The sequence below is a fragment of the Sulfolobales archaeon genome, assembly GCA_038881635.1.
Classification (GTDB): Archaea; Thermoproteota; Thermoprotei_A; order Sulfolobales; family AG1; genus WYEN01.
The window spans coordinates 29,790-50,657 of record JAVZPJ010000003.1 but is presented as its reverse complement, the minus strand read 5'-3'; the positions used below and the strand labels follow the sequence as shown (position 1 = coordinate 50,657).

19 protein-coding genes, 2 tRNA genes and 1 pseudogene are annotated in these 20,868 nt (G+C 38.2%); 7 read left to right on the top strand and 15 right to left on the bottom strand.

What is annotated here, in order from left to right:
- Nucleotides 1-187: 187 nt before the first annotated feature.
- A tRNA-Gln gene (locus QXS89_02950) sits at nt 188-279 on the bottom strand.
- A 297-nt stretch (nt 280-576) separates the two neighbouring features.
- Nucleotides 577-1,617 carry an FAD-dependent oxidoreductase gene (locus tag QXS89_02945; GenBank protein ID MEM3831137.1) on the bottom strand — a complete coding sequence of 347 codons (1,041 nt, stop codon included), beginning with the start codon at nt 1,615-1,617 and terminating at the stop codon, nt 577-579.
- Between the two features lie 340 nt (nt 1,618-1,957).
- Between QXS89_02945 and QXS89_02940 the strand changes: the two genes are divergently transcribed.
- The gene (locus tag QXS89_02940) at nt 1,958-2,164 is read left to right on the top strand and encodes a hypothetical protein (protein ID MEM3831136.1); all 207 of its coding nucleotides are present in this window, start codon (nt 1,958-1,960) and stop codon (nt 2,162-2,164) included.
- Nucleotides 2,165-2,336: 172 nt separating this feature from the next.
- Here the strand turns inward: QXS89_02940 and QXS89_02935 are convergent, their stop codons facing one another.
- The 4 genes and pseudogenes from QXS89_02935 to QXS89_02920 all read right to left on the bottom strand — a co-directional run bounded on the left by QXS89_02935 (nt 2,337) and on the right by QXS89_02920 (nt 4,911).
- Complete coding sequence (locus QXS89_02935) at nt 2,337-3,008, bottom strand: protein-L-isoaspartate(D-aspartate) O-methyltransferase (protein ID MEM3831135.1); 672 nt, start codon at nt 3,006-3,008, stop codon at nt 2,337-2,339.
- Between the two features lie 262 nt (nt 3,009-3,270).
- Nucleotides 3,271-3,918 (bottom strand): annotated as a pseudogene (locus QXS89_02930) (endonuclease V).
- Between the two features lie 75 nt (nt 3,919-3,993).
- Nucleotides 3,994-4,596, bottom strand: coding sequence for an archaeal proteasome endopeptidase complex subunit beta (gene psmB, locus QXS89_02925; protein ID MEM3831134.1), 603 nt, complete (start codon nt 4,594-4,596; stop codon nt 3,994-3,996).
- 231 nt (nt 4,597-4,827) lie between these two features.
- Nucleotides 4,828-4,911, bottom strand: a tRNA-Ser gene (locus QXS89_02920).
- A gap of 599 nt (nt 4,912-5,510) precedes the next feature.
- Between QXS89_02920 and QXS89_02915 the strand changes: the two genes are divergently transcribed.
- Nucleotides 5,511-5,786: a hypothetical protein gene (locus tag QXS89_02915; protein MEM3831133.1), complete on the top strand. Its 276-nt coding sequence runs from the start codon at nt 5,511-5,513 to the stop codon at nt 5,784-5,786.
- Nucleotides 5,787-5,790: 4 nt separating this feature from the next.
- Nucleotides 5,791-6,303, top strand: a complete 513-nt coding sequence (locus QXS89_02910) for a DUF6062 family protein (protein MEM3831132.1) — start codon at nt 5,791-5,793, stop codon at nt 6,301-6,303.
- A 488-nt stretch (nt 6,304-6,791) separates the two neighbouring features.
- Here QXS89_02910 and QXS89_02905 read toward each other — a convergent pair whose 3' ends face one another.
- The 3 genes from QXS89_02905 to thsA form a co-directional block, all read right to left on the bottom strand.
- Entirely contained in the window at nt 6,792-7,874 is a 1,083-nt protein-coding gene (locus QXS89_02905; protein ID MEM3831131.1) for a site-2 protease family protein, read from the bottom strand.
- Nucleotides 7,867-8,142 (bottom strand): DNA-directed RNA polymerase subunit K, encoded by a 276-nt coding sequence (locus tag QXS89_02900; protein MEM3831130.1) that lies wholly within the window; start codon nt 8,140-8,142, stop codon nt 7,867-7,869. The genes QXS89_02905 and QXS89_02900 overlap by 8 nt, the downstream gene beginning before the upstream one ends.
- Before the next feature lie 66 nt (nt 8,143-8,208).
- Nucleotides 8,209-9,894 carry a thermosome subunit alpha gene (gene thsA, locus QXS89_02895; GenBank protein MEM3831129.1) on the bottom strand — a complete coding sequence of 562 codons (1,686 nt, stop codon included), beginning with the start codon at nt 9,892-9,894 and terminating at the stop codon, nt 8,209-8,211.
- A gap of 250 nt (nt 9,895-10,144) precedes the next feature.
- Here thsA and QXS89_02890 point away from each other — a divergent pair, with 250 nt between their 5' ends.
- From QXS89_02890 to QXS89_02875, 4 genes are all read left to right on the top strand, one after another.
- Nucleotides 10,145-11,236: a GTPase gene (locus tag QXS89_02890; GenBank protein ID MEM3831128.1), complete on the top strand. Its 1,092-nt coding sequence runs from the start codon at nt 10,145-10,147 to the stop codon at nt 11,234-11,236.
- Nucleotides 11,237-11,253: 17 nt separating this feature from the next.
- The gene (locus QXS89_02885; protein ID MEM3831127.1) at nt 11,254-11,946 is read left to right on the top strand and encodes an HAD-IB family phosphatase; all 693 of its coding nucleotides are present in this window, start codon (nt 11,254-11,256) and stop codon (nt 11,944-11,946) included.
- 110 nt (nt 11,947-12,056) lie between these two features.
- On the top strand, nt 12,057-13,571 hold the full coding sequence (locus tag QXS89_02880; GenBank protein MEM3831126.1) for a radical SAM protein: 1,515 nt from the start codon (nt 12,057-12,059) through the stop codon (nt 13,569-13,571).
- 1 nt (nt 13,572) lies between these two features.
- Nucleotides 13,573-14,598, top strand: coding sequence for a methyltransferase domain-containing protein (locus QXS89_02875; protein MEM3831125.1), 1,026 nt, complete (start codon nt 13,573-13,575; stop codon nt 14,596-14,598).
- 28 nt (nt 14,599-14,626) lie between these two features.
- On the opposite strand, the gene QXS89_02870 is transcribed toward QXS89_02875, so the two are convergent.
- The 6 genes from QXS89_02870 to QXS89_02845 all read right to left on the bottom strand — a co-directional run bounded on the left by QXS89_02870 (nt 14,627) and on the right by QXS89_02845 (nt 20,694).
- Nucleotides 14,627-15,037 carry a hypothetical protein gene (locus QXS89_02870; GenBank protein MEM3831124.1) on the bottom strand — a complete coding sequence of 137 codons (411 nt, stop codon included), beginning with the start codon at nt 15,035-15,037 and terminating at the stop codon, nt 14,627-14,629.
- A gap of 284 nt (nt 15,038-15,321) precedes the next feature.
- Nucleotides 15,322-16,347, bottom strand: coding sequence for a 4Fe-4S binding protein (locus QXS89_02865; protein MEM3831123.1), 1,026 nt, complete (start codon nt 16,345-16,347; stop codon nt 15,322-15,324).
- A gap of 198 nt (nt 16,348-16,545) precedes the next feature.
- Nucleotides 16,546-16,851 (bottom strand): 30S ribosomal protein S10, encoded by a 306-nt coding sequence (gene rpsJ / locus QXS89_02860; protein MEM3831122.1) that lies wholly within the window; start codon nt 16,849-16,851, stop codon nt 16,546-16,548.
- Between the two features lie 43 nt (nt 16,852-16,894).
- Nucleotides 16,895-18,193 (bottom strand): translation elongation factor EF-1 subunit alpha, encoded by a 1,299-nt coding sequence (gene tuf / locus QXS89_02855; protein MEM3831121.1) that lies wholly within the window; start codon nt 18,191-18,193, stop codon nt 16,895-16,897.
- Nucleotides 18,194-18,408: 215 nt separating this feature from the next.
- Entirely contained in the window at nt 18,409-18,579 is a 171-nt protein-coding gene (locus QXS89_02850) for a hypothetical protein (protein ID MEM3831120.1), read from the bottom strand.
- 1,071 nt (nt 18,580-19,650) lie between these two features.
- On the bottom strand, nt 19,651-20,694 hold the full coding sequence (locus tag QXS89_02845; GenBank protein MEM3831119.1) for a hotdog domain-containing protein: 1,044 nt from the start codon (nt 20,692-20,694) through the stop codon (nt 19,651-19,653).
- Nucleotides 20,695-20,868 lie beyond the last annotated feature (174 nt).

Below are 20,868 nucleotides of genomic sequence, written 5' to 3'. Positions count from 1 at the left end.
CCTCCTCGAGGTAGAAGAAGACTGTGTTGTATAGTCGAATTGCTAAAGACTGTATCATGATATTATTCAGCCAGCGACAAACAAGTTGTAGAGTTTTAAATAAGATCCGAAGAATATGAAGAGAATCAATACTTTCTGCTTTCGAATATCAAACTCCTATAAAGTAGAAATTACTAAAGCCGGGCAGTAGCCGGGCGGGGATTCGAACCCCGGTCACGGGGGCCAAATTCGGGGGTATGCCGACCTGCCCCGCATCCTTGACCGCTAGACGACCCGGCTCCACTAATTAATTATATCTATAGAGATTTTAAAGTTCTAGTTCTCTCATGCTTAGAGATGTCGTAGAGCATCTAGGTCTCGCAGGGATAGAGACTTCACATTAATTCTCAGGCACTCGAGACGTGGGATATGAGAGGTATCTCTGAACACTTCTGAGAGCGATGCTAGCCCGAGAGATTTGAGAAGAAGAGGTGATGAAATAATCTAGTAGAATCTATATAGTTAGACGTAAACCTATATAAAACCCAAAACAATTTCGCCAGGAGTTGGTGTTGGATAAAACTCTCCGATATTATTTCACGCTTCTAATCTCCATACACCAGATCTAAGGTACTCATCTACGCTATTAGCAGCTGATATTCCAGACGCTAGTGCTCTTCCTATGAAACTAGGTCCTATGACTACATCTCCGGCGGCGAATACTTTTTCTATGGATGTTCTATTCTTCTTATCAACCCATATTGTCCTATCTTTATTTAGTTTCAGTCTTGAAGGGTCTAGTATCGGAGGTGTTGGTATCTCTCCTATTGCTATTAAGGCTGAATCTATATCTATGGTATATTCAGAACCTTCTATGGGTATAGGTCTTGGTCTCCCGGTGTGATCTGGTTCTCCTAACCTCATTCTTATCAGTTCCACAGCTCTAACGCCTTCAGAATGATCTCCTATAAATCTTTTTGGTGTTGCCAGTTCAATCCATTTAACGCCTTCTTTTATGAGTCTTTCAATTTCTCTTCTATGAGCTGGAGCTTCGTTAATCGTTCTTCTATAGATCATATATACATCCTCAGATCCTAGTCTTAGCGAAACTTCTGCCGCGTCAACTGCTGTGAGACCAGCACCTATTACGGCAACTCTCCTTCCGAGAGGCGGGAGATCTTTATAGCTTATATATCCTAGTTCAGCTTTGCTGTACTCGAATAAATATGAGAGAGCTGGATAAACCCTTGGAAGATCTTCTCCAGGAACTTCTAGTCTTCTCTCCTCCCAGGTTCCTGTAGCTATTATTACTGCATCAAATCTCTCTAGGATCAGGTCGAAGCCTATCTTTCCAGGTTCTTCAACTCTTCCAGGAACAACCTTTGTGTTCGTATGGAAGATAACTCCTAATCTCTTAAGATCTTCAATACCTTCTCTTACATTCTTCTTAGGAACTCTGAAGCCTGGTATTCCGAAGAGTAGCAGACCTCCGGGTTCTGGTAGCAGATCAAATACATGAACCTCGTAACCCTTGCAAATAAGAACTCCGGATGCCCCTAAACCTGCCGGACCAGCTCCTATTATTGCCACACGTTTATTGACTCTCTCTGTAACTTTCTCACATCTCGAGAACTTCAATATATTATACCCATATAACTATTTCTAAGAGATATTAAAGGGTTTATGCTGATCTGATCTTTTTAAAAATAAACGATTCATCTAAAAATTATGATACATGAAATATCATGCTGTGGATATTTATAATACCTTAATGTGTTCAAGGGCTCTTCATGGTGTATGAGAGAATATCATCTTTCTAGAGATGGAGAGGTTAAGATGATACCAAGATCTCAAGATCTGAGGATTTTCTTAAATTTAAGGTAGGAGATAATTGAAGACTTGCAGATTAGGATCAGATGGTAGAATACTTTAAGTTAGCAGATAGATTATAAATGAGAAAGTGTTAGAGTAGAAGAGCTTGGATGTAGCAGATCCTGCTCAATTCATGTATCCTGAATCCATTCTCAATGCACTAGTCGGAACATCACATCTTCTCGGCTATGAAATGTCTGAGAGGATCTATTTAATATTCATAGATAAACCCGTGCTAGGGATCATACCATATAATGAGAGATATAAGGTTGTAGTACGATACCTTGATCAGAATGTACTCGGAAGCTGCTGACTTATAGGTGAGAAGATTCTAGGTAGAAAACCTTCTTTGATAGAGGCAGAGGTTAGAAGTGGGAAGGCTTACATATATGCTTTCGTACCATGTTCAGAGCACAGACACGAAGTGCTTTCAAGCTCTTCTTTAATGCTCTTTATAGCTTTATACTAGAAATATTCGAAGAGGATCATATTTTAAATCCTTCTCTACCTCTCAAAGGAACGAATACGCACGGTATATCTTCTTCAGCTGTGAACTCTTTCTCAGAAGTCTTTCTTATAATATAGAGTACTTGAACCCATCTATCTCCTATAGGAGCTATCATTACTCCTCCGACTTTAAGTTGGGAGAGGAGTTTTCCAGGGATCTTTGGAGATGCAGCAGTGACTATAATCCTGTCATATAGCTCTCTACCCTCAAATGTTCCAAGTCCTCCGTCTCCTACAATTATAGAAACCCTGTCATAATATCCTGATCTGATAAGGTTCTCTCTGGCAAATTCAGCTAGCTCGGGTATGAATTCTATACTTACAACATGGCCCTCACCCTTGGACTCGGGATCCACTAACTCGGCTATTATAGCGGCTTGATAACCTGAGCCTGTTCCTATCTCAAGCACAAGATCTCCTTCTCTAATATCAAGTTTCTCCGTCATTATAGCAACCATGTGTGGAGCTGATATAGTCTGCCCATAACCTATGGGAAGTGGGGTGTCTACATATGCATGTTCTCTATACTCGGGAGGTATGAAGAGTTCTCTTGATACTTTCTCAAATGCTTTTCTAACCTTCTCCGTTCTTATATAATTACTCTCAACGAGATTTTGTATCAAGCTCCTCTTCTGATCCTCGAGAGACATAGTGGCACCTGGAATTTATAGTATTTGATCATATTCTTATTCTGGGAAATACGGAGATTATATAGCACATCTTCTGATCTTCTTCGCATCTCCATTTCTCTGGGAGTGAGGTTTAGATAGCCAGTCTTCATATCTATAGATGACTTTCTCACTCTCGAAAGTTCTGGTCCTAATGCTGTCATCAATAAGAAAATAGCACGAAACCCTTATAAATCGTAGTATCATTATCATTCTCTGCTCTGAAAGGGTTGGGATCTAGTTTCTAGAATATATGACGATTAGCCTCAAGCCATCTAGCAAGATACTTCTCTCCTCTTCTTGCATTTCTAGATATTGTATCTGCAAGATATATAGGATATGGAGGCTTTGACTCTCTGAAGTCTCCTGAGAATGTTCTTCTAGCATAGTACTCGAGATCTTCTATAGAGACTTTATGCCCTATGGTCATGTAATATTTCTTGCGAGATCTTCTGCTTGAGAGAACTATACCTACTATTCTCCCGTCTATCACTATAACCTCTCTACCTCCAACACTGATTATCTCTCCACTGAGCATTTTCTCCGCAACACCTATACTAGGTAGATTCATTACCACGCCTATGTGACTGGCTATCCCAAATCTCCTTGGATGAGCTATACCATGTCCGTTGATCATGAGAATAGATCCTCTGACAAGCTCTTCATCTAGGTTTTTAAGAGTCTTGAAGATGAGTGGAGCTTCTCTGAAGGCAAGATAACCCGGTATATACGGTATCTTAACCTCGTCAACTGTGATAGAGTATTTAAGAACCTTAAGCTTTGTTATATCGACGATCACAGCAGCACAGTATCCTAATCCTCTCCTGATATCATATGAAATGTCTACACCTATAATAGTATTAGGTCTCACGCTCAACCTTTCTATCGCAACTTTCTTTGAGAGAACCTCTTGCGCATATGATGCCTTATGAAGATCTAGGTATAAACTCGTATATACCCCCTGAAATCATTTTAGAGGGTAGTATCTTTCATCGTACCCGCTCTCTCTTATTATAGCTACATCAACACCTTCTCCAGACATTGTATCTCTTCTAGAAGCTATTCTTACAGCTTCCACGGCAAGTTCTATTGCTTTCTCAAGATCAAGATCCTTTCTATAGCTACCCTCGAGAAGACCTATAGCTATTTGAGCTCCCGTCCCCACTGCTGCAAAATCATCTTCTATAAGAGATCCCAGGGGGTCCATAACATATATATGAGGTCCTTCAGAATCTACACCTCCTATGATCAGTTCTGTTAGGAAGGGCATGTACTTGTATGAGTAGAGTATTAGTGAGATCTGGCGTGCAGCACCTCTTACACTTATAGGCCTCTTAGAAGTGATCTCATAATATCTTATCTCGTTATTTATGATCCTAGATATGGTTTGCATATCAGCAAATAATCCAGCAGCCGCAATAGCAATTCTATCATGAATTCTGAATATCTTTTTAACACTCCTACTCATAACAAAACCACCATAAGAAAACTTCTTCTCAGCAGCCAATACAACTGTATCCTTCAATCTCATACCAATAGCAGTTGCTCCAGTACCCAGTTCGAAACCCAACTACTACACCCGTGATATCATTGTATTTGAAAAGATAAAAAGCGAGAAATAAGATCATTTCATTCTTAAAGGATCTGGGAGAATGAATATTGAAAGCTTCTATAATTAAGATACTCTCTATATAAATAGTAAAAAACAAAACATATTACATCGCCTCATATTCGCAAACCTCCCTTCAATGCTGGCTTCGTGAGAGAGATCGCATTTTTAAGAGCCTACGAAGAGTTTGAGCGCCGGGGGCGGGATTTGAACCCGCGCGGGGTTTCCCCCACTGGCTCTCAAGGCCAGCCCCTTAGACCGCTCGGGCACCCCGGCCCCTTGGAAAAAATAGCGTTCTAATTTAATAAGTTTTAATATGCTTGTTCAATAATAAAATGGATATAGACTGCTAGACTGGAATCATGTGTAAGAGTAGGGCATGTATATCTCTTTGCACGTATAATGACATTCAACAGCTTATGATGAGAAGTAATGGGTAATGGTGTGAATAGGTGTTTATCAGATCATCTCATAAAAACTTGCTTGGATGGCTGCTTTAGAATAGCTACGGAAGGTGTTGGCAGTCTTAATCGTTTATTCCTTCTGGAAGGTGAGAAATCTTAAGAGTTGAGGCTAGAGGTTTAAATCATGAACAGCATGTAAAGGCTGTTCTTATGAATATCCTGATTATATCTACTGCTTACATGGATCATTTCTCTGATGTATGAAAGGGTTATATAGGAAGAGTAGATTGTATTGTTCTGTAATTAAGTATCAACCTTATCTTCCTAATCTTGCTTATTATCCGCTGATAATAGCTATAGTGAAAGGAGACACCTCCATGGGAGGGATTTGTAGCAATAGAGAAACTCTCGAGGAGCTCTTGAAAATCACTCTAGAAAATATCGAGGTCCTTGAAAAAGCTATTAAAGAGATTGAAGAGGATCTCAAAAAAATCTATGATGCTCAAGAGAAGGCGAGAGCTTGCATCAAGAAGAATGCATAGATCTTTTGAAAAACTTCTCGAACTCAGATCTAGAGAAGCCTCATTAAGATTCAAACTCTCAAGACTATTCGAAGAAGCTAAAGTGGAAACTATAAGACTCAGCGGTATGGTAGCGTTCTGCAGAACCACAGATGATGCTTATGAGGATCTCCATAAAGTACTTTCTGAAATGCTAGCCAAATACCTAGGTTTTGAGAAGAGGTGATGAAATGATGAGAGATAAGAGTAATTTATGTAGTGGGATCCTTGGTGCTGTATATGTTGAAGGGCTTGATCAGAGTATCTGCCCTATATGCTATCTAGTCTCTACCGGAGAAGCTAAGTATGCTGAGAATCTTCTCTATGAGAACGTGCTAGATCCGGATGTTAGAGTTAGATTTCTAGAAAGCCTCGGGCTATGTACAAATCATGCATGGTTGTTGCTAGAAACAGCTGAAAGGATTCACGATAGATTAGGAGTATCAATACTATATCTTGATGCTCTAAAGAAACTTCGAGATTCTCTTGAAGAGATCATAGATAGTGGTGGCGATCCTTCATATAAATGTTTTATGTGCAAATACTCTAAAGATGCTGAAGATAGATATACAACCCTCTATAGAGAATGTTTAAATCCAGAAGACTATAGAAGATCTAAGGCTATTTTCTGTTTAAAGCATTTAAGATCGATCATAAGATATTGGGAGGAGTCTAAGGAAAAAACAGATCTTAGAGGTCCATAGAGAGAAACTGAAGGAAGTAGAGGAGAATCTAGATAGATATATATCTAAGCATAGCTATGAAAATAAAGAACCGATAACAAGAGAAGAAGCAGAAGCAGTAGAGCGAGCCATAGTACTGCTGAAAGGATTAAAAATATATACAGTAACAGCTGAGAGAAAACCTGGAGAAGAAAAAGAAATAATAGAAAATAAGAGAGTAAATAGCTTTGCAAGCATGTTTAAAAAGGTCCTAAGACCCTCCTCCGATAAATCTAGTAATGATCCTTGCAAGAACCAAAGCAGTAATGTTGATAATCTCTGACTTCCAACCTTCTCGAATCTAATAGAGTTAGATAGATCTCTTGAAAAGCTTACGTATTATTAGAATCTGCAAAAGAAGTTAAGGCCGAAGAATATACGCTACAGCCTCTCAATCAATTCTTTCTCTTAGTTAGAATAATAGAGAAGATTAAAGCTAGAGCAGTAATGCTAGAAGTTTTAACCTTTAGCTATAATGGAATCGGCGCTGTCAGTGCTACCAACAGTATCCAGCTAATGAATACTATGAAAACCTTTTTAGAGTATATCCTTTGGTCATAGCTCGCTCCCTGATGAGGATATGATCCTGTCAATATATACATTAGCAAGAGGAATACCGAGATTATTTGAAGCAGAGGATCTCTAGATATAATTGAAATAACTATGAATATAGATACCGTGATTAGTCCGATCATAGCATGAAGTTTTTGCGAAACCAAGCTTCTAAGAATCTGCCCTCCATCAAGCTGACCTACTGGAAGAAGATTCATAAAATGTATTAGTAGAAGATAGTATGCTGCAGTAGCTTCAGGACTTAGAATTATAACACCTTCTCTCCCTCCAAAGAGAAGTCTCTCTAATAGCATGAATGCTAGAGGTACTGATGTGATAGGAATGCTTCCTGGAGGAGGTGTTCCAACGGTGATCTCGGAGAGTGAGAGTCCGTATACTACGAATAATAGTGATGAAATAGTTCCGGCAAGAGGTCCTGCTAATGCTAACATAGAGAGCTCTTCTAGGGTTGGGGGTAGAGATCTGGCGAATATCACAGCACCGAATGTTCCTAAAGTGAAGCCTGGAATCCCTGGAATAAATACGGGTATAGTGCTCGGAATTCTATAGTATCTCGATATAGTGTAGTGACCTAGCTCATGAACTGCTAGAGGTATTAATATAGTGGCTGAGAGGAGAATGCTTCTAAAAATAATCTGAGGATACCCGAGTGACAGGCTTGAGACCCATATGTAGGATGTTATAAAGACTGTTGCAAGAGTGGTTAATAGAGCTATGATAAAGATCCTCATAGGACTTCTTCTGTTTTCGGCTTTGTAGATCTCTAAGAGATAAATTTTCTCATATTCTCTCAATAAAATATGAAAACCTTTTGGAGCAAGCTCTCTATATAATTCTCGTAGCTCTGATACTATATATCCTAGTCTATTCGGAATTATTTTAAGTCTAAGTATATTATTCGTTTTTGTAAGTTCTTCGACTACTAGAAAGTATTTTCTAACAACTTCTGCAGCATATTCTATGGAATGTGTTTCACCCATGATCAAAACCTTCTATCTGTATATCTAACTCTCTAAGGGAAAAAATATACTCGGTACCGTTTGGAAGTCTTCTCTTGATCACCACCGGAAGAATTTTTCTTCTAACCTCTTCAAGTGCGATAGAATATGCGTCTCTCTTACTCAGATTATCTATATTTACAAGAGGCGGTGCTCCCAAAGATAGTTGAAGGGCTCTCACAGCTATGATTCTGGCTAGCTCATATTTTGTAATTCTCTTAATCTCAGCTGTGACAATCCTTTTGCTCAATATAATCAGCCTGAAGATTTTAAATCGCTGTTCTAGATTAAAAATGATGTAGAGGGTTTAAAAATATTAGTCTAGTTCAGGAGTTTCAGGAGTCTTACCTTTCTCCTCTCCTTTCTTCTCCTTCTCCTCTTTCTTAGGAGCAGCACCTACTATATCGTCTATCTTTAGAATTGTTGTTGCAACCTCGATAGCTCCTTTTATGATCTGTTTCTTAACCAAGGATGGATCTATTATGCTGAGTCTTGACACGTCTTCAACGATCTTTCCAGCGTTAACATCGATTCCTGCAAATACATATCCTTCGGCATGATACTTTCTAAGCTGTAGAATTGTATCGAGAACATCCATGCCAGCTGTGTTCGCTAGTATGGAGGGTATCTCTTCTAGAGCATCAGCGACAGCCTGAATAGCTAGCTGCTCCTTACCACCTATGCTCTCTGCAAACTTTCTAAGTCTTAGAGCTATAGCTACTTCTGCAGCTCCCCCTCCTCCTACTACCATAGGCTCTCTCACTATATTTCTTATGGCATTAAGCGCGTCATTAATACTTCTCTCGGTTTCGTCAAGTATCATATCATTAGCTCCTCTGAGTAGTATTGTTGCAGCTTTTGGATTCTTAGCACCTTCTATAAATACCATCTTGTCATTTCCTACTCTTCTCTCTTCTACGAGTTCTGCATATCCTAAGTCTTTTTCTGTGAGATCTCTTATGCTGGTGACTATTCTTCCACCTGTTGCTCTTTCTAGCTTCTCCATATCGCTTCTCTTCACTCTTCTAACAGCCATTATACCTTTCTTAGCTAGGAAGTGTTGTGCTACGTCGTCAATACCTTTCTGACATATAACAACATTAGCACCAACAGAAGCAATCTTATCAACCATCTCTTTAAGCATCTTAGCTTCTTCATCTAGGAAAGCTTTGATCTGTTCTGGAGATGATATGTTGATCTTTGCAGAAATCTCAGGTTTCTCGATCTCTAGAGGTGCGTCCAGGAGTGCTATCTTTGCACCTACAACTCTTCTAGGCATTGCAGGATGAACAACCTCCTTGTCGAGAACGATTCCTTTTATAAGTCTGCTATCAGCTAGAGATCCTCCTTTCTTCTTCTCGATCTTGACATTATCTAGTACAACTTCATATCTATCTCCTCTCTTCTCAGTTGCTATAAGAGCTGCGTCTATTATTATATCCATAAGCTTGTCCATGACATCTGGTGTAGCAAGATATTTGCTCGCGAGGGTTGAGAGAAGAACTTTCTTCAGTTCTGCCTTAGCAATCTTCCTCCCCTCTTCACTCTCTAGATCTCTTATATCTATCTTGGTTCCTATCTCATCTATCGCTCTAAGAGCTTCGTTTAAAGCTTTCTTATAACCCTCTATAATGATCGTGGGATGAATATTCTGATCTAAGAGCTTCTCAGCTTTCTCAAGCAATGTACCAGCTAATATTATTACACTTGTAGTTCCGTCGCCAACCTCAGCATCTGTAGCTTTAGCAGCTTCAACTAGCAGCTTCGCCGCTGGATGCTGGATCTCCATTTCCTTAACAATAGTAGCTCCGTCGTTTGTTATGGTGACATCTCCAAAACTATCTATAAGCATTTTATCTAAACCCTTAGGTCCTAGGCTCGTCTTAAGAACCTCGGCAAGAGCTCTTGCAGCCAGAATATTACTTCTAAGAGCTTCTCTTCCAATAGTTCTCTGAGTTCCTTCTTTAAGGATTAACACAGGTATACCATAGCCTGCAGCCATATACTTTCACCGTAGATAATGGGATACGCTTCTATATAAGCTTTTCTCATAAAAAATTTGAGGAGTATTCAAGATAATAATGAAAAATAATCATAATGATTCTTCTAATATGAGAAGCAATGTTATGATCAATTTTGAATCTAAGAAGCATGACTTTGATCACGCAATATATTAAAGCTCTAGATAAAAATCAATATCTAGAGATTAAATGTATTGAGAGAGGTGATGTAGTAATAAAAATACTAATCATATGAAAACAATTCTAGTGATCAAGAAAGAAGAGAGGAAGTACCTTAGCGAAGCTATAGCTTTGCTAGACACGCTAGGGATCAAAGATCCAGAGATACATTATGTGAAGAAACCTAACCACAGATATTATCTTCAGGAAGATCTTGTCAAAGTTCTTTCAGATAACATGAGTGAGAAGCCTTCACTAATAGTAATATATGACAGGCTTAAACCCTGGCAATACTATAATCTAGCTAGAGGCCTGAAAGATACTGAGATATGGGATATAGTGACTTTGCTACTAAAGATCTTTGAGCAGAATGCCGGAACTCTGGAATCTAAACTTAAGATAGAGCTTCTCAGAATAAGACATCAGATTCCTTTCATAAAAGAGTATGTAAGATTCTCTAAGCTAGGTGAGCAGGCAGGTTTTATGGGCGCTGGAGCATATGGTTATGAAGCTTTGCTCAACTCTCTCAGAAGAAAAGCTTCCAAGATCTCTAGGAAATTAGATGAGATCAAGTATAAAAGAGAGCTTCAGACAATTAGTAGAACTAAGCTGGGTATTCCTACAGTAGCTATAGTAGGCTATACATCTGTTGGTAAGACTACATTGTACAACAAGCTCACAGGTGATAATAAGCTTACAGGTTCTGCACTATTTAAGACACTTGCTCCTAAGAGTGGTTTGGTTAACACCATGTGTGGCAAGATTATAGTTATAGATACAATTGGTTTCATACGTAAAATGCCTGAGGAGATAGTAGATTTATTTCATGCTGTGATCTCAGAGTTAAAGTACTCGGATCAAATAGTGTTGCTTGCAGATCTTACAGACTCTGTAGAAGACTTCATCGAGAAATTACTCACCTCAGTAGATATACTTAAAAAAGTAGGAGTAGTAGACAAACCTTTACTAGTTCTTCTGAATAAAAGAGACCTGGTCTCAGAAGATATCGCTAAGGAGTACGAAAAACTAGCCCTGAATATACTAGCTGATGAGAAGGTGTATAGCGTGAGAGATATATTATCAGGATCTGTTCTCCTAGGAGATGTAATAGAAGAACTTCTGAGATCTATTTGTAAGAACATAGATCTCTCTAGAAGGATCTAAAATTCTAGAGTGATTTTATGAGACCTAGAATAATAATCTTCGATATGGACGGTGTTGTTACCAAGATAAGAAATTCATGGGAGTATCTGCGAGAGTATTTCACGCCAGGATCAGATCGAAGTCATACCAGCATTCTCTTAAGAAAATACTTAGAAGGAGAGATTAGCTATAGCAGATGGATTGCCGAAGAGATCAGGATTCTTATAAGCAGGGCGAAGAGAAGAATTCACAAAGAAGATGTTGTAGAAGCTTATAGAAGAGTAGGTATATATAGCGAGATAAGAGATCTAATGAGAATCGCTAGAGAGAACAATGTAGAGAACTTCGCAATAGTTAGTGGAGGGGTTTCAATTCTAGCAAGAAGAGCTGGGGAGATCCTAGGAATAAGAGAGGTGTATGCAAATCATCTCGTATTTGACGAGAGAGGATATCTAATTCCAGGAGGAATACCACTAGTAGAACCTTTGGGAAAAGACAGAGTTATAAAGAGAATACTTAGCAGATTAGGACTTGATGAAAGCGAATCTATATTCATAGGAGATAGCATATGGGATCTCCCAGGCTTCAGAGTAGTAGGATATCCTATAGCTCTTAATTGTACTACTTGCCCAAGCGAAGATAAAGAAGGTTATATATCAAATATTATTAAAGTAGAGAATCATGAAGAACTGCTTAGAGTATTATATAAGCTTTTTAGAAAATCTCCTTAGAAATTTATATAAATAATTATGCTTATATCACTTATGAATAACAGCCGTCTAGGTGGAATGTCTTGAAAACCCTTGACATAGATATAGCCATAACAACTGATAGAAGTATGATGACAGATCATCACGGTAAAGAGTTTATAGGTTTTATGGCTACAGGTCCTGCAATGTTCCTTCCCGAGTTCATGTGGATGTACATATGCTGTCCTAAACCTAAAGTAGACGAGTTTGGCAGGCCTAAGGTAGCTCCTTACGGACTTAGAAAGGTTGAGGCGAAGCTTATAGATCTTGGTTATAAGGCTGCTGTCATAGATCCTGACTATATAGATAGGTATCTTGAGAAGATAAAGATTCTTATGATAGGACATCACGACTACTTCGCGTATGGGCCGCCTAGTTCTGAGTGGTGGCTTATAACAAAGAAAACTCCTGTGAACAGAAGAAGTTTCATAAGATTCATTACGAGAGAATCTATTAGAAAAGCTAAGAAGAAGGGTTTGAAGATAATAGCTGGAGGACCTGCTTCATGGCAGTGGCTGTGGGAGTCCGAGTTATGGGATGAAGTAGGAGTAGATATGGTTATTGAGGGAGAGGTTGAGAGAGTGCTTCCAGAGATCATTAGAAAGATCTTTGATAATGAGGAGATACCTAGATACTATTACGTTGGTTCGAATGAAGCTCCATCTATCGAAGATATATCAGAGATCAAAGCTCCTAGCGTTAATGGACTTGTAGAGATTATGAGAGGATGTCCTAGAGGCTGTAGTTTCTGTTCTGTGACTCTAAGATCTCTAAGATACTATCCTCTAGAGAAGATAGAGAAAGAGATTCTAGTGAATGTACGAAATGGTATCACATCAGGTATTCTTCATAGTGATGATGTTCTGCTTTACGGTGCTAAGGGTATTATACCATCTCCAGAACCTCTTATAAAGCTCCACGAGCTAGCTTTGAAACACTATAAAAGTATCGCGTGGAGCCACGCATCTTTAGCAGCTATAGTAGTTGCTCAGAGAGAGTATAAGCTGATAACAAAACTAACTGAGATGATCTATTCAAAAACCGAGCAAGATTATCTAGGTGTTGAGGTAGGATTAGAAACAGGATCTGTTAGACTAGCCAAAATTATAATGCCTGCTAAGGCAGCTCCCTACAGACCTGAGCAGTATCCTGAGATTGCTGAAGAAGCATTTTCTATAATGCATGATCATAATATCATTCCGGCCGCTACATTTATTCTAGGACTTCCTGGAGAGGTTGAAGAAGATGTTATAGCTACTATAGAGCTTATCAAGAGGCTAAGGCCTTATCGAAGTCTTATTGTTCCCATGATATTTGTTCCAATGGGTGCTCTTCGGAAGGATAAGGATTCAGGAATTCAAGGTGTGAAACTTACTAGAGCACATTTAGAGGCTCTATGGGCTTCTCTAGAGCATAGCATGTACTGGGCTGAGGATATTATGAATAGATTCTATATCAAGGGCGCTAAACAATTCATGTTAAGAGGTCTTCTAAAAATCTTTCTAAGTTTTGCGAGAAGTAAAGCTTATTCTATAAAGAACTCTCTAGATAAATTTGAGAATATAGTGCTCTCTATATCGAGAGAGGATCTAGATAGGAAAAAATAGTATGAGGATCAGGATAGATCTCATAGGAAAGATCTATGCACTACTCTCCATGGAGAGAATCGAACAAGCTTTAATAGAGGCAAAGGTGTTCGCAGAGAGAAATAAATTACGAGAGATATATACAGAGCCTGGCTTTATAATCTTTGAGGGAGAAGCGGTTGAGAATTTAATAGAATTGGATAGATTAGCTCTTATAAAGGATCTAGGAGAAATTCTATTTGCTATAGAGGATATTAGAGATCTCGATGAATTCTACAGATCCTTAAGACTACTCAGTGAGAGAAAGCCTTTGCAGGGAGATATATATATTAGATCTCTTAGAGAGAAAAAGTTAAAACCTGATCCATTAAAAGTGAAGGAGATACTGGGAGGAGGCTCTATCGATGTAGATGGAGAGAAAAGATCTAGAGAGAAGATCAGTATTATAATTGGAGATCTAATGATTGTAGGAAGGAGTATATATAGGAGAAAAATTTCATTATGGAAATCTCCAGAGAGAAATGGCTCAGCAACTATGAAGGTTATTGACACAAGATTCATGGGCGGGCTCATACCTTCAAAAGCGATGTTGGTATACGATCCATTTGCAGGAGGAGGTTACCTCATATATGAAGCTTGTAGGAGTAATTTCAGGATCATGGCTTCCGATATTAATCTCGAGAAGATTCTTATGTGTAGAACTCTACTGGAGAGTAATTCATGTGAGGATTATGATCTATTTATCGCGGATGCTTTTAGAATTCCTATAAGGGAAAATGCTGTTGACGTTATACTATCAGATCTTCCTTATGGCAGAAGATCTAAATTCATAGGAGGAAGCACTTTAACAGCATTAGAATCCTTATTCAGAGAACTTTTTAGAATACTTAGATCTGGAGGAGCTTTTATCACAGCTATCAGCCATGATCAATGGGTTGTATTCAGAGAATCTCTAGACCTGAAAAAGATCAGATATTTATCGCTGCAACTTGTGCACGGATCTCTTCACAGAGTATATGTATATTTAGAGAAGAAAGAAAACATATGACAACCCATTCTAACATAACTGTATCTTTCTAATGCTTCTTCCAATTGATATTCTTATATGGAATCTTTAGATGTTCTACTACTCTCAGGAACAACTCTTTGTATTTGGGATCTCCCTCCACGAATCTAAATTTAAGCTTTATGTATTTCATCTTAAGGAGGATTCTCCCACTATTGTCATAAATATAAATATAACCTTTCACCTCTTTCCTTAGATTCATAATCAGATCTACTTGAGCAGCAAAACATTCTTCATCTATAAATGTTTTTACAATATATGCCTCTCCAATCGAGTAGAGTGGTTTGATACTTATCTTTTCTCCATCTGCCTGTTTTATCTCTTTATCGCATATTTTTAGAGCTATCCTTCTTCTCCTATGAAGACCTCTTCTGCTCGAGGACCTCTCTTCATAGAGGTTAAGATATCTTCTGCTACTCATGATATGGTCACTGAATCTCTTTCTTCTCGTATTTCTTTGATCCCTTCTAATACTATTATGCACTCTGAATTCTGTCCTCTGAAGAATCTGAGAGTGATATCAGATCCTATAGATATTTGTTTTAGTGATTCGATCTTCTTTTCAAATACAATTCTGCCACTCCCGATCTCATAGGTCATAATTCTTACTCTCGTTTTTTTATCATTACGGGTATCTTCGATGTATAAGAGAGCTATCGTTTTACCTAAAGATGGTCACCATATTATTTTATCATTATCAAGATATTAGGTAAATAGTTTTCTCACATAATTCTCAAGATCCTTAGATGCTTTACAGTATGGGCATTCCTCTAGTTTTTTATTATAAGCTCTTCCACATGTTTCGCATATTCTGTTTTCTACATAGCCTAGTCGTATATCGTATATCAACTTAAGATCCGGGTATAAAGCCTTGTAAGGACATAGATCTATACAGTGGAGACATTCTATGCATCTAGAATAACTAATTGCGATAACACCTGATCTCTCATTCACAGATATAGCATTAGTAGGACATATATCTTCACAGATTCTACATAGGTTGCATTTATCCTCTATAATCTCCGGTCCTTTCACCCTGATCTCGAGATTTCTTCTCCTAGCAACTTCCGAAGCCTCGAGCCTGATTCTCGGTGTAAATTTTCTCAGTCTCTTATTGTCCATACCTCTGGAACCACCATATAATTCTGCTAATGGTATTCCATGTAGTTGAATGGCTATCTCCGCAAGATCTATTGCCAGAACTTTGAACTCTTCTCTAACAGGATAAAAAGTCTCTTCAGCTCCTCTTAATACAACTAGTTTCTTCTCAAGATCTTCTCTATTACTAACTATCTCAAGAAGTCTATCTATAATATCAACACCTTTTCCTCTCCAAGGACATTCATCGCATCTGGCATCGATATAGATCTTATCATATGAATCTAGCATTAGAAGATAGTGTTCGACTTTCAGAGCGTTTATACACAGCCTTAAACTATGAAACACATCTTCTTCGGTCTTAAGATTTTCTCTACATGATATAACTATGGCTCCAGGTCTCTTCTTTTCTACAGTTTTTTCAATAAGCTCATCAACGCCTAAGTCAAATACGGAGACGGGGCATGCCGAAACACAGCTACCACATGCAACACATCTTGTTTCATCGATCTCTATACCTCTGCTTTCACCAACCTTTAAGGCATTAAATTTACATGCAGCGATACACTCTCTGCATTTAGAATGCTTATTCCAATTCCTTAAACATCTAGATAGGTCGATTCTTAGAAGCAAATGCGAACACCCGATCTCTTGGATAAGAGTAGGATCTCAGATGATTCTAATATCTTACAGCACACCATATATAGATATCTTCGATAAAATATATTCTATTATGAGAGCAACAGATAAAACTATGTATTTAAATTTGAGGGGTTTGAGATATAACGAAAGATATTGTTAGAAGATAGATCCTGATAAAATATCTTGAGATCATCTTATTATCTCGACTTCTATGTATACATTCTGAGGAACTCTTATCCTCATTATTTGCCTCATAACTCTCTCGTCAGCTGCTACATCTATTAATCTCTTGTGTATTCTCATTTCCCATTTCTCATAAACCTTGGTACCTTCTCCATGAGGTAGTCTTAGGGTTGGTACTACCAGTCTTTTTGTGGGAAGAGGTATAGGGCCTCTAACTTCTACACCAGATTTCTTCGAGATCTCTACTATCTGTCTTGCGACGTAATCTACATTTTCATGATTTAAACCCCACAGCCTTATTCTTACTTTCATTATTCACACCATTAAATGCTGTTATGCCGGAAAATCAAGGATTCTAGATCTTGGCTGCTACTACATCAATTACCTGGCCAACACCTATGGTTTTACCCATATCTCTCATAGCAAATCTTCCTAACTGTGGTATGTCTTGATACCTCTCTATAACCATAGGCTTTATCGGTTTGAACTTTACAATCGCAATATCTCCAGGCTTGAGTAATTGTGGATTCTTCTCAAGAACCTGACCTGTCTTAGGATCTAATTTAGCTTCTATCTCTACAATTCTACAGGCTATGGACGCTGTGTGGGCGTGGATCACAGGAGTATATCCTACTGTTATTGCTGACGGATGCCACATAAGGAATATTCTAGCTCTGAACTCCTCAACAACCGTTGGCGGATTGCTCTCATGTCCTACCACATCACCTCTTTTAACATCCTGCCTGGCTATACCTCTGACGTTGAAGCCTATATTGTCTCCCGGTAAAGCCTGCTGCATAGGTGTATGATGCATTTCAATGCTTCTCACATCACCACCCTTCTTTACAGGCATTATAATAACCTTATCACCCACTTTAAGAACTCCTGTCTCTACACGACCTATGAGTACAGTGCCTACACCGGAAACTGTTATAGCTTCTGTCAGAGGTATTCTAAGAGGCTTGTCAATGGGTTTAGGAGGTATTTTGAATGTGTTGAGAGCATCAACTAGTGTAGGTCCTTTATACCACTTCATATTAGCACTAGGAGTCACTATATTATCTCCTAGCCATGCTGACACGGGTACGAAAGGTATCTCATCCACCTTATATCCCAGGGTTTTCATAAACTTTTTCAACTGATCTACTATCTCTTTATATCTCTGTTCACTGAATGGAGGTTCTGTAAGATCCATCTTATTAATGGCTACAACAATCTGATCTACACCTAGAGTCTTTGCAAGAGTTAGATGCTCTCGTGTCTGTCCCTCAGGACTCATACCGGCTTCGAACTCGCCTTTCTTTGCTGAAACCACCAATACGGCTACATCAGCCTGACTTGTTCCTGTGATCATGTTCTTAACAAAGTCTCTATGACCTGGAGCATCTATGATTGTGAAGTAATATTTATCTGTCTCGAATTTAACAAAACTCAGTGCTATGGTTACTCCACGTTCTCTCTCCTCCTTCATTTTATCTAGCAACCATGCGAATTTCTCAGTTTCTTTTCCAGCTTTTCTAGCTTGTTCTTCAACTTCTTTCTGTTGCTTCTCATCTATTTGCTTTAGTAGTACTAGCATATGTCCTACAAGAGTGCTCTTACCATGATCTACATGTCCTATTATTACCATATTGAGATGAGGTTTCTCAGGCATCTTACACTCCCAAAGATAAGTGTATGAGATAGCTTATAAACCTGATATTGCAGAATGAATGCTCCACTCATTAAGAGAGATTAGGTAGCACCTGTATACACTCTCTGAACATTCTTAGCTAATATAGATGCAGGCAGTAAGAATATTTAAATAAAGAAAGAATATTTAAAAAAAGATTTTTTATCTAGAGTTTCGCAAATAAGATAAGAACTGTCTTACTTGGCAGGCCCTAATATTCTAGCGATTCTCTTACCAGTGTAAGGGCTTACAGCAAAGGCTATTCTAACCTTTCTTCCTCCTTTTGTCTCCTTAACAACTACTTCATACTTGTCTGTCTCGAAAGGCTTCTTAGCAACTATATCGAAGAACTTTACCTTCTCAGTCATTTTCTACCACTCTCTCCAAATACTATCCCTGTTAAGGAGGTATATAAATCTTACGTAAGATCAAGCAGATCATGTAATAACACTAATATATCTATATATTAGGAATAGATGACTATAAAGTTCACCTTAAAAAGCTTTAAAATAATAGGTATTACCAGAGAATACACTGGGGGTGCTCTCCGATTCATATTCTCTTAATAGATGTATAAAAAGTTTTTAATATACATTTCACATATTAAATAGATATTTCGAGAGAATATTTTTCACAAATCCCTCCAGAATCAGTATTGTCCTCTCGGATGACTTAGCGAAGAAATTATCATTAAGAAAAAGATTTTAGTAGGAGCTTGAGTATGATAAAAATTATTGTATGCGTAGAGTTGTGTAGAATTCTAGAAAAGGATCTCTTAGATCAAGAGGATCGAGAGTTTACAAAGTTTAATTCTAATATAGGTTTGAACAAGCTGTTTTCACCCTTTTCATCCCTCCCGTATAGATCTTGGGATCGAATTAGCACTCGGAGGTGTTCAGATATGCTTCTTACATCTCGCATCCTGTATGCATGAGGAACAGGTTTATTTGCATATATCATGAGGTTCAGTTCTTATATAGAATTTATTAGATTACTTCATAGCTTAATATATTTTCTCCTGCAATTCACCTGGGTTTTCATTAGGCTTAGAAGATGTTCTGAAGACTCTTTGAGACCTCATATCTTAGGTATCTCGAGGAAAACCTTTATCTGGAGTAGCATAAATTTTTTCCAGCTTCTCATTGGGATCAGTGTCATGTATATCCTGTGTAGGGTAAGGCACATGCTAAGCATTTCTATTCGAGATATGAACATAATGTAGAACTCGAAACATCCATACGAGGACATCTCTATCTTTTGCAAATCTATGTCTAGGGAATCTAAGCATTCTACTGCTACTATTCTCAAGCCTGTTTTTGTATTAAGTAAGTGATCAACATTTTCTTAGATTGGCATATCTTTCGCTCTCGAGATCTAGATAGATCTATACGAAGCCTAATGGGTTAATAGGGTTTTTATTGATATTATCATATTACCATCTATATTATCTCAAGAGTTAAAGGTCTCGGATCTTCTAAATCTATATTTTCAATTCTTTTATTCCTAAATATCCGCAACTTCTCTATACGATCCATACGTTTCATTCTTCTCTCTTCAGCTCTAACCCATTCTTTGTACTCCTCTGGTGTGAGAGGTAGATATGGTGATAATGGTTCTGGTTTTCCCTCGGATCCTATCTTTACAAATGTCGAATACGCCTCAACAAGCTTTTCCTCCTTATCTTCTGCGAGTCTGCTCACCACGGTTTTAATCTCCATAGAGCTTTTCCAAGTTCTAGTGAGAGAGGATCTTAATTTTATCACGTCTCCCAATTTAATAGCTTTCTTAAATATTATCTGATCTACGGAGGCTGTGACAACAGCTTCACCAGCGTATCTTGACGCGAGTATACCTGATATTTCATCTATATACTGAAGAAGATTCCCTGCGTACATTATATCTCCCGACATTACATCTTCGGGTGAAACTCTTCTAATACTAGTGAGAGAGTATTTAGGCTCATACTCGGGTTCTCCAGATAGAAGATCTTCTTTCTCTATCAGCTTATCTACATCTTCTCTCCACTTACTAAATCTAGCAAAGAGATCTTTCTCCCAATCGTTCTCGCTGTAGACTCTAAAACCTGCGTCAACAGGTTTATTCTCATGATCTAGGGCAACATAAATAGCTTTTGCGGCTGAAGATATGTAGTATTCCCCGCTTATATTCCTGGATAGAACTTCTATAAGAACTTCCATAGAAGTTCTTCTAACTCTCACGATCCAGGATCTGTATATAAGTACATCTCCTATCCTAACAGGATTTATAAAGAAGAGGTTATCTATGAATCCAAGTACTGTATTTCTTCTGGATAGCCTCATGGTATTAAGTGTTCCTATCTCGACGATCCAATCCATCATATATCCCCCGAAGAGAACACCTAGAGGATTAGCGTGTCTAGGCATTACCAGATGATAGGTTTTCATATAGGTGTCAGAGATTCTAAGTATTCTAGGCTGTTTAGAAGGTTCTTCTGCTGTCAACTACTCCACCCCTGTGTAATTTTTTAGACTACTTATTTCTTCAATAGGATGAATACTCGCTTCAAGGTTTTATATCTTTTCATGTTATGAGAAGATCTTCTTATTCCGATCTTAATCCTCTATAAGACACCTATTAAAGGATTAGCATGAGTATCAGAGTGTTTGTTGTAGTAT

Bases quoted from the DNA above. Each gene is read 5' to 3' on its own strand.
- QXS89_02905 (MEM3831131.1), bottom strand. From the start codon at position 7,874: ATGGGTGAAACACATTCCATAGAATATGCTGCAGAAGTTGTTAGAAAA.
- tuf (MEM3831121.1), bottom strand. From the start codon at position 18,193: ATGCCTGAGAAACCTCATCTCAATATGGTAATAATAGGACATGTAGAT.
- thsA (MEM3831129.1), bottom strand. From the start codon at position 9,894: ATGGCTGCAGGCTATGGTATACCTGTGTTAATCCTTAAAGAAGGAACT.
- rpsJ (MEM3831122.1), bottom strand. From the start codon at position 16,851: ATGAAAGTAAGAATAAGGCTGTGGGGTTTAAATCATGAAAATGTAGAT.
- QXS89_02910 (MEM3831132.1), top strand. From the start codon at position 5,791: ATGATGAGAGATAAGAGTAATTTATGTAGTGGGATCCTTGGTGCTGTA.
- QXS89_02850 (MEM3831120.1), bottom strand. From the start codon at position 18,579: ATGACTGAGAAGGTAAAGTTCTTCGATATAGTTGCTAAGAAGCCTTTC.
- QXS89_02875 (MEM3831125.1), top strand. From the start codon at position 13,573: ATGAGGATCAGGATAGATCTCATAGGAAAGATCTATGCACTACTCTCC.
- QXS89_02935 (MEM3831135.1), bottom strand. From the start codon at position 3,008: ATGTCTCTCGAGGATCAGAAGAGGAGCTTGATACAAAATCTCGTTGAG.
- QXS89_02890 (MEM3831128.1), top strand. From the start codon at position 10,145: ATGAAAACAATTCTAGTGATCAAGAAAGAAGAGAGGAAGTACCTTAGC.
- QXS89_02880 (MEM3831126.1), top strand. From the start codon at position 12,057: ATGACAGATCATCACGGTAAAGAGTTTATAGGTTTTATGGCTACAGGT.
- QXS89_02885 (MEM3831127.1), top strand. From the start codon at position 11,254: ATGAGACCTAGAATAATAATCTTCGATATGGACGGTGTTGTTACCAAG.
- QXS89_02870 (MEM3831124.1), bottom strand. From the start codon at position 15,037: ATGAGTAGCAGAAGATATCTTAACCTCTATGAAGAGAGGTCCTCGAGC.